This window comes from Streptomyces sp. NPDC046881 (assembly GCF_040645015.1).
In the GTDB taxonomy this organism is placed as follows: Bacteria; Actinomycetota; Actinomycetes; order Streptomycetales; family Streptomycetaceae; genus Streptomyces.
The window spans coordinates 93,916-108,549 of the sequence record NZ_JBEYXJ010000019.1; the positions used below are offsets into that span (position 1 = coordinate 93,916).

Here is a 14,634-nt window from a genome sequence, read left to right on the forward strand (position 1 = left end):
GGGCCAGTTGGGGAGCAGGATCGTCGGACGGGACCGAACACGTCACAAGGAGCGGCGATGGTGCAGCACGAGCAGGCCGGACCCGGCCGGCCGGTCCGGGTCTTCCTCCTCGACGACCACGAGGTGGTACGGCGCGGGGTGCGCGACCTGCTGGACGACGAGCCGGACATCACGGTGACCGGCGAGGCGGCCACCGTCGGACAGGCGCTGGTGCGCGTCCCCGCCCTGCGCCCGGACGTCGCGGTGCTGGACGTCCGGCTGCCGGACGGCGACGGCGTGACCGCCTGCCGGGAACTGCGCTCGCACCTGCCCGGGCTGGCCTGCCTCATGCTGACCTCGTTCGACGACGAGGAGGCCCTGCTCGACTCGATCATGGCGGGCGCCTCCGGGTACGTCCTCAAGCAGATCCAGGGCGCGGACCTGGTCTCGGCCGTGCGCACGGTGGCCCGCGGGCAGTCCTTGCTCGATCCGAGCGCCACCGCCCGGCTCATGGCCAGGCTGCGCGCCGGTCGGGAGCCGGAGACCGAGCCGGGCGTCCTGCCCGGCCTGACCGAGCGGGAGCGGGAGATCCTGGCCCTCATCGGCGAGGGTCTGACCAACCGCCAGATCGGCGGGCGGCTGTACCTGGCCGAGAAGACGGTGAAGAACCACATCTCCCGGTTGCTCGCCAAGCTCGGTGTCGAACGCCGCGTCCAGGCCGCCGTCATCGCCACCCGGGCCCGGGACCACCTGCGCGCCGACGGCCACTGAGCGCCCGGCCCCTCCTCTCGGACGCCGGTCGGCCGGCAGCGGTGGCGGGGGTGCCCAGCTCCGGCGCGATGCGAGGGACCCCCCGCCCGCCCCCGGCCGGCCGCCGGGGCCCGGATCCGCACCGCGCGAGGCGTCGCCGCTCGGCGGGATCCGCCAGGAGGGCGGCCCGGCCGGTCCCGGCCACACTCCGGCCCGGGCGGGCCACCGCGTCGTACTCGTCCGCCCCGGAGACGGCCACGGCACCGCCGGCCGCGGGCACCGGCTCCGCGGTCGCCGAGGTCCGCGGCACCACGGAGCGGCCCGCGTCGAGGCGGAAGCCGACCGGGCGCGTGGACCTCGCTGACCCCGGCACCGGGCCCTCGTCCGGGCCGGCACCCCGGCACCGGACCCTCGTCCGTGTCGGCACCCCGGCGGGAGCAGGGCCGGGCGGGAGCAGGGCCGAACGGCCCTGCCCGAGGGGTCCGGTCGGCGTCCGGGTGCGGCGCGATCCCGTGTCGTCCGCCCGCGCCGGGGCCCGATACGGTGAACCCCGGCGGGGACGGCCGTACGCGGGGACGGGGCTGGAGGAACGGCAGTGGGAGGCTCCGAGGACGTGGGCGAGGTGCGGGCCGTGCGGCTGCCGCAGTTCCGGCTCGACGAGCTGCTGGACGAGTTACAGGCCCGCCTGGAGGCGGCCCGCGGCACCCAGAACAGGGTGCACAGCCTGCTGGAGGCGGTGCTCTCCGTCGGCCGCGAACTGGACCTGGAGCAGGTGCTGCGCGGCATCGTGGAGGCCGCGGCGGCCCTGGTCGACGCCGAGTACGCTGCGCTCGGCGTGATCGGCTCGGACGGCGAGCGGCTCTCGGCCTTCGTCACGGCCGGCGTCGACGCGGCGCGGATCGCCCGCATAGGCCGCCACCCGGAGGGACGCGGCATCCTCGGCGAACTCATCCGCCACCCGGCGCCGTTACGGCTGGCCAAGATCTCCGAGCACGCGGCGTCGTACGGCTTCCCGGCCGACCATCCGCCGATGAACAGCTTCCTCGGCGTGCCCATCCGGGTGCGCGACCAGGTCTTCGGCAACCTCTACCTGACCGAGAAGCGGGGCGGGCTGCAGTTCGACGAGGACGACGAGTCGGTGCTGTCCACGCTGGCCGTGGCGGCGGGCGTGGCGATCGACAACGCCCGCCTGTACGAGGAGTCCAGGCTGCGGGGGCGCTGGCTGGAGGCGAGCGCGGAGATCGGCAGGAGCCTGATGTCCGGCACCGGCCAGCACGAGGTGCTGGGGCTGATCGCCGAACGGGCACGGGACATCACCGGCGCGGCCCTCGCCACGGTGGCCACCCCCGTGCAGGACACCGGCACCCTCGCGGTGGAGCTGGCCATCGGCCGGGAGGCGGAGGCGCACCGCGGGCTGGTGCTGCCCGTCGAGGGCAGCCTCACCGGACAGGCCTTCGCCCACGGCGCGCCGGTGAGCAGCCCGGACGTCTCGCGTGACGACCGGGTCACGGCGGGACCGCCGAGGTTCACCGGACTGGGCCCGGCCGTCGCCGTACCGATCGGCCGGCGGGAGCGCGTCCGGGGCGTGGTCCTGCTGGCGCGGGAGACGGGTGCGAGCGACTTCTCCGGGACCGAGACGGAGCTGCTGAAGGGGTTCGCCACGCAGGCCGCCGTCGCCATGGAACTCGCGGAGCGCCGCCGGGACGCCGAGCAGATCGCCCTGCTGGAGGACCGCGACCGCATCGCCCGCGACCTGCACGACCTGGCCATCCAGCGGCTGTTCGCCACCGGCATGACCCTGCAGAGCGCGGGCCGGTTCATCGAGCACCCGCAGGCCGCGGAGCGGGTGCGGCGGGCCGTGGACGACCTCGACGAGACCATCAAGATCATCAGGTCGACGATCTTCGGGCTGCGCGCCCCGGACGGCGACCGGGCGCCCGGGCTGCGGGCCCGCGCGGTGCGGGTGGCCGGCGAGGCCACGCCGGTGCTGGGCTTCGCGCCCAGCCTCCGGATGGAGGGCCTGCTCGACACCCGTGTGCCGCGGGAGACCGCCGACCACGTCGTGGCCGTCCTGTCCGAGTCCCTCACCAACATCGCCCGGCACGCCCGTGCCCGCCGCGCCGCCGTGGTGCTGGAGACCGACGGGACCGAGGTGCGGCTCACCGTCACTGACGACGGCGTCGGCATCCCGCCCGAGGGCCGCCGCAGCGGTCTGCGCAACCTGGCGGAACGGGCGCGCGGTCTCGGCGGCGGCCTGGACCTGGGCCGGCCGGACGACGGGGGCACCCGGCTGGTCTGGCACGCGCCACTGCACGGGACGACGGCGGCCGAGGACTAGGCGCCGTACTGCAGCCGAGGACTGGGCGCCGTACTGCGGCCGAGGACCAGGCGCCGTACGGCAGCCGGGCCGTCGCCCCGGTAAGGCGTCGTGAGCCCGGGCCCGCCCGCCGGTCGCCACCGGTCCCGGCGAGCCGGGCGGAGCGGCCTGTTCGTGCCCGGCGCCGGGGCGTGTCACGGTGGCATCGAGGGCCTGTGCCGCAGGCACGGCGGCCCGGCGAAAGGCGGTGAGCCCGATGACGGAACTGCCCCTGGTCGTGGGAGTGGACGGATCCGAGTCCAGTCTGACGGCGGTCGACTGGGCGGTGGACGAGGCGGCCCGCCGCGGTCTGCCGCTGCGGCTGGTGTACGCCTGTCTCTGGGAGCGCTTCGAGGGCGCCGCGCCGTCGGGCAGCGAGGAACCCCTCTCGGAGCAGGTGCTGGCCGAGCAGGTCGTCGCCTCGGCGGCGGCCCGGGCCCGGCAGCGGTCCCCGAAGGTCAGGACGGCCACCGAGATCGTCCCGCAGGAGGCGGTGGCCGCTCTGCTGAGCGAAGGCGACAATGCCTTCGCCGTGGTGACCGGAGCGCGCGGCCGGGGCGTGGTGAAGGAGCTGCTGCCCGGCTCGGTCGGCCTGGCCGTGGCCGCCCGCGCCCGCTGCCCGGTCGTCGTCGTCCGCGGGGACCGGGCCGGTCTGGCCGGCACCCACCGGCGCGTCCTGCTCGGCGCCGGGGAACCGGACACCGCCGGCGACGCCGTGCGCTTCGCCTTCCAGGAGGCCGAGGCACGCGGCTGCGTCCTCGATGCCGTACGGGCCTGGCACCGCTCCGCCCGCGAGAGCGCCGGTGGTCCGTTGCTCGGCAGGGACTCCGCCCACCGGCACGAGCGGGAGGCGGCCGAGCTGCTGGACACCCTGCTGGAGGAGGCGACCGCGGACCATCCGCGGGTCCGGGTGGACCGCACGACGCTGGAGGGCCACGCCCGGAAGGTGCTCGTGGACCGCTCGGCCGCCGCCGACCTGGTCGTCGTCGGCGCCCGCCCCCGGCACGGCCGTCCCGGGCACCGGCTCGGCCGGGTGGCGCACACTCTGCTGCACCACTCCCTGTGCCCGGTGGCGCTCGTGCCGCAGAGGTGAGCGGGCGACGCGTGACCGGTGCCCCTGGCCGCGGCCCCCGCGGCGGATCGTGATCGCGACCCCATCCCCAGTATTAGAATGTTCAATCACAGGGGGAGGGGATGGGCGTGTCCGCACCAGGGGCGGCGTTCGGGTCGTTGCTACGGGAGATGCGGCTGGCGAAGTCGCTGACCATGGAGGCACTGGCGGAAGCGTCCGGGGTCAGCGTGCGCGGCATCGGCGACCTGGAGCGCGGCCGGCGGGCCGCACCCCAGCGGCGCACGGTGGCCGCGCTCGCGGACGGACTCGGAGTCGCCCACGCCGAACGGGAACGGCTGCTCGCCGCCGCCCGCGCCGGACGCACCCCCGGTTACAGCCCCGTCGGCGTCCGCTCCTTCCCGCGCGGCATCGACGACTTCGTCGGCCGCGCCGACGAGCTGACCCGCCTGGAGGAACTCGCGCGACCGGGGACGGGCGACGGCGCCGCCCCGCAGGCCCAGCCCGTCGTCGTCGCCATCCACGGCGCACCCGGCACCGGCAAGACCACCCTCGCGCTGCGCGCCGCCCGCCGGCTCGCCGACCGCTTCCCGGACGGCCAGCTCCTGCTCGACCTCAGGGGGACCGACGACAGCCCGCCCGCACCGCACGAGCTGATGGTCCGCGTGCTCAAGGCCGCCGGTGTGCCCGACCGGGACCTGGCACAGGCGGGATCACAGGCCCACCCCGCCCTCTACCGGCAGGTCCTGGCCGACCGCCGCTGCCTGCTGGTGCTGGACGACGCCCGCGACGAGACGCAGGTCCGTCCGCTGCTGCCGGGCGCTGGCGGGACGCTGGTCCTGGTCACCAGCCGCCGTATGCTCACCGGACTGGACGCCGTGCACCGGCTGCCGCTCGGCCGGCTCGACCCCGCCGAGTCGGCCGCCTTCCTGGCCTCACTCGTCGGCACCGACCGGGCCGCCGCCGAACCGGAGGCCCTGGAGGAGGTCGCCCGGCTCTGCGCCCACCTGCCGCTGGCCCTCAGGATCGCGGGCAACTGGCTGGCCACCCGCACCGGTTGGAGTGTGCGCCGGCTCGCGGACCGGCTGGCGCACGAGGAACGGCGGCTGGAGACGCTGTCCGCCGGCGACGTCCGGGTGGCGAGCGCCTTCGACCTCTCCTACCGGCAGCTGACGCCCCCCGCCGCCCGCATGTTCCGCCGCCTGTCCCTGGTCCCCGGGCCGGACGTGGGCGCCGCCTGCGCCGCCCGGCTCACCGGCCAGGACCTCTACGACACCGAGGACACCCTGGAGGAACTGGTCGAGGCCGGCCTGCTCGACACCGCCGACGACCGCTACCGGCTGCACGACCTGCTGTGCCTGTACGGCCGCGACCGCCTCACCGCCGAGGAGGAGGCGGCGGACATCGAACGGGCCCGCCGGTCGGTGTTCCGCTGGCTGCTGGAGACGGCCGTCGTGGCCGGCCGGTGGTACGAACCCGACCACGGCGCCCCGCCCCCGTCCTGGCGGGGCACGGTCGACCTCTCCAGCGCGGACAAGGCCCGCGACTGGCTCCAGGCCGAGTCCGCCAACTGGCTGGCGGCCCTGCACGCCGCCGCGGCGGACGGCGACCACGCCACCGTCGTCGAGGTGGCCGAGGCCCTGCACTGGTTCTCCGACCAGTGGATCTTCTGGGGGCACTGGCCCGAGGTCTTCGGCACCGCCGCCCGGTCCGCCGAGGCCCTCGGCGACCCGCTGCTCGAAGCGACCCAGCTCAACTACTACGCCTGGGCCCTCATCCTGTGCGAGGGCAGGCCACAGGACAGCTTCCGGTACTCCGCCCGTGCGCTCGCCGCGGCCCGGCGGGCCGGTGACACCGCGCAGCAGGCGTGGGCGCACCAGTACGCCTCCTGGGCCCACCGCCTGCTCGGGGAGCACGGCCGGGCCGCCGAGCACACCGCCGAAGCCGTCACGCTGTTCCAGGCCGCCGGAGACCTGCACGGCATGCTCCAGGCCCTGATGTCACGCGCCATGGAGCTGCGCAGAACCGGGCACCACGAGGAGTCGATCGAGGTCTACCGGCAGATCCTGGCCCGGCTGGACGAGGCCGGCGACCGCGTCGAACCGCACATCGCCGCCTTCACCCGGGCCAACGCGCTGGCGGGCCTGGGCGCCGGTTACGGCGGCATGGGCCGCTGGGACGAAGCGGTGGAACACCTGCGCACCTCGGTCGAGCTGTCCCGGACGGACGGCAACGTCGCCCTGGAGAGCCGCTATCTGCTCTCGCTCGGCGACGTCCTCCTGCGCGCCGGCCGTACCGCCGAGGCCCGCGAGGTGTTCGCGCGGTGCGTCGCGCTCGGCCCCGACGCGGACGCGGAACGGGTCGCCGGGGCCCGTGCCCGGCTCGCCCGCCTGGACACCGGCTGACCCGCGCGCCGCCTCGGCGTCAGCCGTGCGCCCGCCCGCCCGTGCCCTGCTCCAGGTGCCGGGTGCGCCACTCCCGCGGGGAGACCCCGTAGGCGGCGCGGAACGCCCGGCTGAAGTGGGCCGGATTGACGAACCCCCAGCGCCGGGCCACCGCCGAGACGGTCGGGGTCACGCGCCCGCGCCGGGCCAGTTCACGGCCGCACGCCTCCAGCCGCCGCTGCTGGATGAGACGGCTGACGGTGAGGTCCTCGCCCTCGAAGAGCCGGTGCAGGTAGCGGACGGACATGTGGTGCGCCCGGGCGATGGACTCCGGTGACAGGGACGCCTCGCCGAGGTGCCGGTCGATGTGGGCGCGCACGCTCCGGACCAGGTGGTCGCGGCTGCCGTCCGGCTCCCGGTGGGCCTGGTCGGCGATCAGCGTGGCGAACAGGTCCACGACGTGGCCCGCGAGCCGCTGCCCGACCTCCGGCGCGTAGGAGGGGGCCGAGGCGGCCAGCGTCGCGAGGAACGGCCGCAGCACCGCGCCGAAGCCGCGGCCCGTACCGATGGCGGTACCGGTGACCAGCCTGATGTCGCTGTCGGAGACGCCCAGCACGGGGCGCGGCACCTGGAAGACGTGGGTGGCGAACCGCTCCGGATAGCTGACGGAGAAGGGCCGGGCCGTGTCGTAGAGCACCAGGTCGCCCCTGCCCAGTTCGGCGCGCCGGCCGTCCTGCACGAAGGTGGCCGTGCCCGCCAGCTGGAGCCCGACCGCCACGAGGTCCTCGGGCGACCGCCCGATCAGGGCCGGGGTGCGGGTGACCCGCTTGGCGTCGGCCTCCACGCGGGCGATCCGGAGGTAGCCGAGACGGTCGGTGACGATCCTGCCGTCGAACGGCCTGCCGGCCCGCGGGGTGACGGCGACCGGCACCAGCGCCCGGCCCAGCGCGTCGCTCCAGTAGGCGGCCTTGTCCTGGTCCGGCACCGCGTCGGTCGACAGCACCACGCTCAACTTGCTCTCCCTCGGCATGCGGTCGGCGGGGCCCTGCTCGCGGCCCCGCCCGCACCAGCCAAGCAGCGGGCCCCTGCGGACGACCAGGAAGAAGACAGGCAGAAACAGCCGGGAGAGGTGCCGCCGCGGCGCGGCGGACGCGCGCTTCCACCCGCGGAACGCACGGCGCGGTGCCTCACCCTGCACGGCTCGTGCCCCCGTCCGCACGGAACGCCGGACACTCTCCCCACCGCTCCCCGAGCGGCCCACGCCGACGTCGTGGGCTCCCTCGGCGGACGTCCACCGCCGGACCGTCCCGGCGCCCGCACCACCGCTTCGACCAGGGGGACCCGTGAACCTGATGCGCCCGCCCACCGCGACCGGCAGCGACGCCGGCCGATCCCCGTACCCCATGCGGGCGGGCGCACCCTCGGCTCCTGCGGATGCGCACCTACCGGGGAGCGGGGCGGTCCCTGGTCCGCTCCGCCGACGACACCACCGAACCGCACCTGCTGCTGGGCGTGCCCTCCCCGAGTGGCTGGCGCTGCCGGGGCACGACGGCGGCCGGATCCGGGTGCGCGTCCTGCGCCCCGCCGGCAGCGACGAAGCCCTGCCGGTCGTGCTGTACCTGCACGGGCTGGGCTGGATGCTGACCGACGCGTACGCGCACCGCCACCTGGTGACGGACCTCGTCCTCGGAGCGGACGCCGCCGTGGTCGTCCCGGAGTACGACGTCCCGGACGACGTCCGCTACCCGGCGGCCGTCGAGCGGGCGCAAGTCAGGTACCCGGCCGTCGCGGTCCGACGATACGGCGCACGGGGACGGGCCTGCGGCCGGTGAGCGCGGACAGGCCACAGCCGGTGCACACACAGTCAAGCCACACCTGACCGCCCGCCGTAGGGTCTCGTGCATGCCGGTGGTTCCCCCCTCGGCACGGCGCCCCGGACCGGACGCCCTCAGGCCCCCGGCACCCGCCCGCGCGCCACCGGGCGGCGGCCGACCCGACCCCACCGACGAGGGAGATCCCCCATGCCCCGCTCCGACCGCCCGGCCGTCGCCGCGGTCCCCGGCGCCTGACGAACCGACGAGCACCTCAGGAGCCAGCGTGTCCCGTACCCGCCTGCGCGGTTTCTCCCGCTCCGACACCGGCCGCGCGGAAGCCTTCAGCGACGGCGTGCTGGCCATCGCCGTCACGCTGCTGGCCCTCGGGCTCGCCGACCCGCCGCACCGGCCGGGCGGCCTCGGCCGCGCCCTGCTGGCCCAGTGGCCCTCCTACCTCGGCTACCTGGCCTCCTTCGGCTATGTGTCGGTGATCTGGCTCAACCACCACCAGGCCTTCGTACGGGTCCGCGTCATGGACCGCGGGCTGCACGCCGCCAATCTGCTGCTGCTGTTCACCACGGCGGCGCTCTCGTTCCCCACCGCGGTGGTCGCCGACGCCCTCCAGGCGGACCCCGCGGGCTCCGACGCACGGGTCGCCGTCGCGCTCTACGCCGGGCTGGCCGCCGCGATGTGCCTGAGCTGGGTGGCCTTCTACCACCAGTTGGCCCGCCGGCCCGAGCTGCTGAAACCGGACGTGGAGCCCGCCTACGTCCGGCACGGGCGGCTGCGCTCCTGGGCCGGTGCCCTCGCGTACGGCGCGGCCGGGCTGCTGGGCGTGCTCGCCGCGCCCCTGTGGGCGGTCGCCGTCTTCGTCGCCCTTCCGGTCTTCTACTTCCTCACCAGCGAGGGCCTCCCCGGAGGAGGGGACACCGGAACCGGCTGAGACCGCGACCGCCGCCGGCTCACCCGTCGCTGGACGAGCGCGGCCGCCCTCGGCCTGCTGGGCACCGTCCTGCTGTGCGTCGCCGAAGCCGGCCAGGCCGCCCGCGGCGCGGGACCGGCGTCCGTGGCCGGCACGCTGCTCGGCGTGGGTCTCGGCCTGGTCGCCGCCGCGACCTACGCCCTGTACTCCTGGGCCGCGCACCGGCTCATCAGCGGCGGGCTCCCCTCGCGTGCGGCGATGGGCGCCGTCTTCGGGCTCGGCGGACTGCTCCTGCTGCCCGTCCTGTCGGCCACCGGCGCCCCGCTCCGTCGGCTCCTGGTCCAACGCGGCCGTTGGCGCCTACATGGCGGTGGTCCCCATGTTCGCCGGGTACGTCCTGTTCGGCTGGGGTCTGGCGCGCGTGCCCGCCAGAACGGCCACCACCCTGTCCCTGCTCGAACCGGCCGTCGCGGCCGTGCTCGCGGTCCTCGTCGTCGGCGGACGCCTGCCGGCCGCCGGCTGGGCGGGCATCGCCCTCGTCATCGCCTGCCTCGCCGTCCTCACCACCCCGTCACCGGCCGCCCGCCGCCGCCGGCGGCGGCGGTCCGGTCCCGGGCGGCCAGGCGCGTGCTACGGCGCATCCGGCCGGGGTGCCGGTGCCGGGCGCGGACGGCGGCTGACGACGTCCGCCTCAGACGGATGCCCGGGGCTGCGCCGGGCCGAGGAGGTGGACGGCGGTCTGTCCGGCGTGCGGGGCGAGCAGGCCCTGCAGTTCTTCCGCGGCGGTCTTCAGCAGCCCGGCGTCGCGGTCGGCGTGCAGGGTCTCCAGGAGGAAGGCGACCCGGGCGGAGTCCGCGGTGACCCGGGTGCGGTGGGCGTCGCGGTGGTTCCAGTGCCGGGTCAGGACGCCGGCGGCGTCCGCGTAGACGATCTCGCCGGGCCTGGGGTGCTCGACGGTCCCGGGCTCGCCGAGCGGGGTGAAGGACTCGGTGCCGTCCGCGTACCGGATGTCGACGTCACCGGTGACCCGGTCGAGGTCGAAGGCGCCGGCGGGCAGGCCGTGCCGTACGGAGACGGCGTTGTAGGAGTCGACGGCCGGGTTGATGCGGGGCAGCGAGCCCTGCTTGGCGAGGCGGCGGCCGAGGGCGTCGACGCTGGGGCGGACGCGGCGCGGGTTGGTGCCGAAGGCGCGGTAGGCGGTGTGCCAGGCCTCGATACGGGGGTCGGTCTCGTCGGCGGGCCGCCAGGTGCCGTCGGCGAGCCGCTGTTCCAGTTCCGCCAGCGCGGCGGCGGTGTGCGGCCAGGGCTCGTGGCCGCGCAGTCCGGTGGCGGTGACCAGGGCGACGAGGGTGCCGGGGAAGGCGTCGGCGACGGCGGGGGCGATGCGGAAGGCGGGCATGTGCGGTGTTTTCCGTTTCCTGCGGGCGGGGCGGGTCAGGGCTTCCAGGGGCCGATGCGGCCCAGGCGGCGGCGCTGCTCGCGGGCCGCGGACGGGTCGAGGCCCTGGGCGCGCGCGGTGAGGTGCTCGGCGACGGCGGTGCGGTGCTCGACGGGTTTGTGGTCGTCGTACTTGAACTTGGCGCGTACGTCCGTGACGTCGAGGCGCAGGCCACGGATGCCGGGCAGCATCCGGCCGTACGGCGGCCGGTCGACGGCGACGGGCGCGTGGTCGCCGTCCGGCTGGAAGTGGGCGAGCTGGCGGCGCAGCAGCGCGGCCTTGGCCTCGGGCTCGTCGACGATGTGGGCCAGGCAGGTGAACTGCACGGCGGTGTAGTAGCTGGTGGGGACGCCGTCGGTGGGCGGAGTGCCGGGCTGGGCGCGCCAGGGGCCGGGGACGAAGGCGTAGTCGCCGAAGACGGTGAAGGTGACGTTCGGGTCCTGCTCGATCGCCGTCCAGGCCGGGTTGGGCCGGGCGAGGTGGATCAGGAGGTGGCCGTCGCCGCCGGTGAAGTGGGTGGGGACGGCGACGGGTGGCCGGCCGGGCGGGCCGTTGACGCTCAGGATGCCGAAGTCGTGGCCCTCGGCGATCCAGGACTGCCATTCGGCCTCGTCCAGTCCGGCGTCCCAGGGGTGGATGAACATGCGGTTTCTCCTTGCGGGTGGGCCCCTGCGCTCAGGTCAGGGCGAGGAGGCCGACGGCGACGGCGGCCGCGCCCAGGCCGACGAGCTGACCGCGGTGGATGCGTTCGGCGAGCACCCCGCGGGCGAGCAGGACCGTGCCGGCCGGATAGAGGGCGGTGACCACGGCGACGACCGTGAGGTCCCCGCTGCGGGCGGCGAGCAGGAACAGCAGGTTCGCCACGGAGTCCAGCACGCCCGCGGCGGCGGACAGCGCGTAGGCGGGCCGCTCGGTGCCCAGCCTGCGGTGCAGCAGTCCCGCCGCGGTCAGGGTGACGGCCGAGGAGACCGCCCGGCCGGTGATCAGCGGGGCCACCCCGCTGCCGGACGGCGCCTGGTGCAGGAAGACCAGCTGGAGGGCGATCGCGGCACCCGCGCCGAACGCCAGCAGCAGCGCCGTGCTCGAAGGGCGCGCCGCGCCCGCGCCGTGGCCGGCGCTGACCAGCACCACCGCCACCAGCGCGAGCAGCAGACCGACCAGCCCGGCGGCGGTCAGATGCTCGCCCTGCAGCAGCCCCACCCCGACGGGCAGCGCCGCGGACACCAGGGCGGTCACGGGGGACAGCACGTCCATCGGCCCGATCGCCAGGGTGCGGTAGAGCAGGGCGAACGCGGCGGCCGAGGCGACCCCGGACGCCGCGCCCCAGCCGAGGGCGCCGGTGTCGAACGAGGCGCCGAGGAACGGCCACAGCAGCAGCTCGACCGCGAGCGAGGCCGGGGCCGCGACCATCACGGTCCGCAGCACATGGGCCTTGCGGGCGCCGAGGCCGCCGAGGAAGTCGGCGCATCCGTAGGCGAGGGAGCTGCCCAGAGCCAGCAGCAGAGCGATCACGGTTCTTCCCCTACAATCATTGGAACGACCAAACCGTACAACGAAACGACCACCCGGTGTCAACCGAACGACCGCGCGGTACATTGCGGTGGTCCCTCGCGAGGATGTGATCGGATGGCCGAGACGGCCGCAGCCCTGCAGGCGCTCGCGCGCAACGTCCGGGCGGCCCGCACCCGCGCCGGACTCTCCCTGGACGAACTCGGCCGGCGCGCCCAGGTCAGCAAGGGCGCCCTGGTCGGACTGGAGAAGGCCCAGGGCAATCCCAACTTCGCGACCCTGGTCCGGTTGGCCGACACTCTCGGTGTCTCGGTGTCCGCGCTGCTGGAGGGGCCGGCCGAGGGCCGCGTCCGCGTGGTCTCCGCCGACGCCGTGGCGCCCCTGTGGACCGGCGCGCGGGGCAGCGAGGCCCGGCTCATGCTGACCACGTCGGGACCGGCCCCCGTCGAGGTCTGGCGCTGGCGGCTGGAGCCGGGGGAGGAGTACCCCAGCCACCCCCACCAGTCCGGGGTCGTGGAGACCGTCAGTGTCACCGCGGGACGGATGACCCTGGTCGTCGACGGCACCGAGCACACCGTCGAGGCCGGCCAGACCGCCACCTTCGACGCCGACGCCCCGCACACCTACCGCGGCTCGGGCACCGGGACCTGCCACCTGATCATGACGGTCCAGCTGCCGCCCGGCCCGGCAGCGTGACGACGGCAAGCGTCCCCCGGCCCCTGCTCGCCACCCGCTTCTCGATGCTGTCCTACCTGCTGGAGGGGACCGGCCCGGTCGCACGCGGCCGCGCCGCCCGGCCGGTCACGGTGGCGGGGCGGCGCGGTCGGGTGGGCGTGGTCGCTCAGTCGGCCGGGTCGAGGACGACCGGCAGTTCGGCGAGGCCGCGGAAGGCCGGGAAGGGCACCTCCAGCCACCGCGGCCCGGCGGCGGGGTCGGCCAAGGCCATCCCGGGGAACCGGTCGAACAGTCGGGTGAGCGCCAGCTGCGTCTCCATCCGGGCCAGCGGGGCACCCAGGCAGTAGTGGCCGCCGTGCCCGAACCCGAGGTGGGCGTCCTGCGCGTTGCCCGGCCGCATCACGTCCAGCTCGTCGGGGCGGTCGAACTTCTGCGGATCGCGGTTGGCCGAGCTGATGGCGATCTGGACCAGGGCGCCCTTGGGGATCAGGGTCCCGCTGTACTCCACGTCCTCGGTGGCGTAGCGGAACGTCGCGCTCTCCACCGAGCCGTCGTAGCGCACCAGTTCCTCCACCGCCGCGCGGATCAGCTCCGGGTTCTCCCGCACGGCACGCAGCTGCGCGGGGTGCGAGAGCAGGTGGTGGACGGCGTTGCCGATGAGGTACGCGGTCGTCTTGTGACCGGCGAACATCAGCAGGAACGCCGTGGAGACCAGCTCGCTCTCGGTGAGCCCGTCGTCGTTGTCCCGGACCGCGATGAGCGCGCTCAGCAGATCGTCGCCCGGACGCTTTCGCTTGGCGGTGATGAGCTGCGTGAAGTACGCGTGCAGACCCTCCTCGGCCTCCTGCTGGGCCCTTTTGGCCTCCTCACCGAAACCGGTCTGCGCCACCGTGGTGGACAGGTGCTGCATCCGCGACCGGTCCTCGGGCGGCACGCCGAGCAGGTCGCAGATCACGATGATGGGCAGCGGGAAGGCGAACGCGGGGAGCAGGTCGAAGCGTTCCCGGGTCGGGCACGCGTCGAGCAGGCCCTGCACGATCTCCTCGATCCGCGGCCGCAGCGCCTCCACACGCCGGGGTGTGAACGCGGAGTTGGCCAGCCGGCGCAGCCGGGTGTGCTTCGGCGCGTCGGAGTTGAGCATGTTGTCGTCCAGCGCGACGGACGAGTCGCCGAAGATCCTCCGGTAGGCGTCCATCGCCCCGTACATGTCCTTGCTCAGCCGCGGATCCGACAGGGCGGCCCGCGCGTCGTCGTACCGGGTGATCAGGTACGTGTCGTTGCCGTGCGGCGGTCTCATGGGGCAGACGGGTGCCGCGCTGCGGAGCTGGGCGTAGACCGCGTGCGGATCGCGCCGGAACTCCGGGGTGCACCGCTCGGCTGCGGTGACGGCCTCTTGCGTGGTGGTCACGGACGACTCCTGAGGTCGAAGAGGGCTTGGGCGTTGCCGCCGAGGATGCGCTGCTGGGCGGCCGCGTCGACCGGCAGCTTCTCGATCAGGTGGATGGAGTCCTCCAGCGGCGCGGCCATCGGCGGTGAGTCGGTGCCGAACAGCATGCGTTCGGGGCCCAGCACTTCGGCGTTCAGGCTCAGGTGCGCCGCGCTGAACGGGCTGGTGTCGACGTACATGCGCCGCAGCGCTGCGGCCGGGTCGGCGGAGGGCGGCGGGGCCGCGGGGCCCTGCCGGGGTGCGGGCCGCTCCGCCGGGGGAGCGGCGGCCGCCCCCGGCGGGCCGGAGGGC

The 14,634-nt window shown here is 75.4% G+C and carries 13 protein-coding genes and 1 pseudogene; 8 read left to right on the forward strand and 6 right to left on the reverse strand.

Annotated elements, in window-relative coordinates:
- Positions 1-57: 57 nt before the first annotated feature.
- The 4 genes from ABZ923_RS12615 to ABZ923_RS12630 all read left to right on the forward strand — a co-directional run bounded on the left by ABZ923_RS12615 (position 58) and on the right by ABZ923_RS12630 (position 6,559).
- A complete protein-coding gene (locus ABZ923_RS12615) occupies positions 58-750 on the forward strand; it encodes a response regulator transcription factor (protein ID WP_361470225.1) in 693 nt (230 codons plus the stop codon).
- Between the two features lie 574 nt (positions 751-1,324).
- On the forward strand, positions 1,325-3,067 hold the full coding sequence (locus ABZ923_RS12620; RefSeq protein WP_361470227.1) for a GAF domain-containing protein: 1,743 nt from the start codon (positions 1,325-1,327) through the stop codon (positions 3,065-3,067).
- 235 nt (positions 3,068-3,302) lie between these two features.
- Positions 3,303-4,178, forward strand: a complete 876-nt coding sequence (locus tag ABZ923_RS12625) for a universal stress protein (protein ID WP_361470229.1) — start codon at positions 3,303-3,305, stop codon at positions 4,176-4,178.
- 107 nt (positions 4,179-4,285) lie between these two features.
- Positions 4,286-6,559 (forward strand): tetratricopeptide repeat protein, encoded by a 2,274-nt coding sequence (locus tag ABZ923_RS12630; protein WP_361470231.1) that lies wholly within the window; start codon positions 4,286-4,288, stop codon positions 6,557-6,559.
- Positions 6,560-6,578: 19 nt separating this feature from the next.
- Here the strand turns inward: ABZ923_RS12630 and ABZ923_RS12635 are convergent, their stop codons facing one another.
- Positions 6,579-7,544: a helix-turn-helix domain-containing protein gene (locus ABZ923_RS12635; protein WP_361470253.1), complete on the reverse strand. Its 966-nt coding sequence runs from the start codon at positions 7,542-7,544 to the stop codon at positions 6,579-6,581.
- Positions 7,545-8,103: 559 nt separating this feature from the next.
- Here ABZ923_RS12635 and ABZ923_RS12640 point away from each other — a divergent pair.
- The 3 genes and pseudogenes from ABZ923_RS12640 to ABZ923_RS12650 all read left to right on the forward strand — a co-directional run.
- Positions 8,104-8,370 carry an alpha/beta hydrolase fold domain-containing protein gene (locus ABZ923_RS12640; RefSeq protein ID WP_361470232.1) on the forward strand — a complete coding sequence of 89 codons (267 nt, stop codon included), beginning with the start codon at positions 8,104-8,106 and terminating at the stop codon, positions 8,368-8,370.
- A gap of 265 nt (positions 8,371-8,635) precedes the next feature.
- Positions 8,636-9,295: a TMEM175 family protein gene (locus tag ABZ923_RS12645; RefSeq protein ID WP_361470234.1), complete on the forward strand. Its 660-nt coding sequence runs from the start codon at positions 8,636-8,638 to the stop codon at positions 9,293-9,295.
- 358 nt (positions 9,296-9,653) lie between these two features.
- A pseudogene (locus ABZ923_RS12650) lies at positions 9,654-9,779 on the forward strand (EamA family transporter); the annotation flags it as partial.
- A 186-nt stretch (positions 9,780-9,965) separates the two neighbouring features.
- Here ABZ923_RS12650 and ABZ923_RS12655 read toward each other — a convergent pair.
- The 3 genes from ABZ923_RS12655 to ABZ923_RS12665 are packed head-to-tail and all read right to left on the reverse strand — an operon-like array spanning position 9,966 to position 12,224.
- Positions 9,966-10,673, reverse strand: coding sequence for a phenylalanine--tRNA ligase beta subunit-related protein (locus tag ABZ923_RS12655; protein WP_361470236.1), 708 nt, complete (start codon positions 10,671-10,673; stop codon positions 9,966-9,968).
- 35 nt (positions 10,674-10,708) lie between these two features.
- The gene (locus ABZ923_RS12660; RefSeq protein WP_361470237.1) at positions 10,709-11,356 is read right to left on the reverse strand and encodes an FMN-binding negative transcriptional regulator; all 648 of its coding nucleotides are present in this window, start codon (positions 11,354-11,356) and stop codon (positions 10,709-10,711) included.
- A 31-nt stretch (positions 11,357-11,387) separates the two neighbouring features.
- On the reverse strand, positions 11,388-12,224 hold the full coding sequence (locus ABZ923_RS12665; protein ID WP_361470239.1) for an EamA family transporter: 837 nt from the start codon (positions 12,222-12,224) through the stop codon (positions 11,388-11,390).
- 114 nt (positions 12,225-12,338) lie between these two features.
- On the opposite strand from ABZ923_RS12665, the gene ABZ923_RS12670 reads away from it, so the two are divergent.
- Positions 12,339-12,917, forward strand: a complete 579-nt coding sequence (locus ABZ923_RS12670; protein ID WP_361470240.1) for an XRE family transcriptional regulator — start codon at positions 12,339-12,341, stop codon at positions 12,915-12,917.
- Positions 12,918-13,062: 145 nt separating this feature from the next.
- On the opposite strand, the gene ABZ923_RS12675 is transcribed toward ABZ923_RS12670, so the two are convergent.
- Entirely contained in the window at positions 13,063-14,304 is a 1,242-nt protein-coding gene (locus tag ABZ923_RS12675) for a cytochrome P450 (RefSeq protein WP_361470241.1), read from the reverse strand.
- Positions 14,301-14,634: amidohydrolase family protein (locus ABZ923_RS12680; protein WP_361470242.1), on the reverse strand; the 334-nt coding region annotated here is incomplete at its 5' end. The genes ABZ923_RS12675 and ABZ923_RS12680, both read right to left, overlap by 4 nt.

What these genes read in the sequence shown, in the direction of transcription:
- ABZ923_RS12615 (WP_361470225.1), top strand. Translation starts at nt 58, where the DNA reads ATGGTGCAGCACGAGCAGGCCGGACCCGGCCGGCCGGTCCGGGTCTTC.
- ABZ923_RS12625 (WP_361470229.1), top strand. Translation starts at nt 3,303, where the DNA reads ATGACGGAACTGCCCCTGGTCGTGGGAGTGGACGGATCCGAGTCCAGT.
- ABZ923_RS12655 (WP_361470236.1), bottom strand. Translation starts at nt 10,673, where the DNA reads ATGCCCGCCTTCCGCATCGCCCCCGCCGTCGCCGACGCCTTCCCCGGC.
- ABZ923_RS12660 (WP_361470237.1), bottom strand. Translation starts at nt 11,356, where the DNA reads ATGTTCATCCACCCCTGGGACGCCGGACTGGACGAGGCCGAATGGCAG.
- ABZ923_RS12670 (WP_361470240.1), top strand. Translation starts at nt 12,339, where the DNA reads ATGGCCGAGACGGCCGCAGCCCTGCAGGCGCTCGCGCGCAACGTCCGG.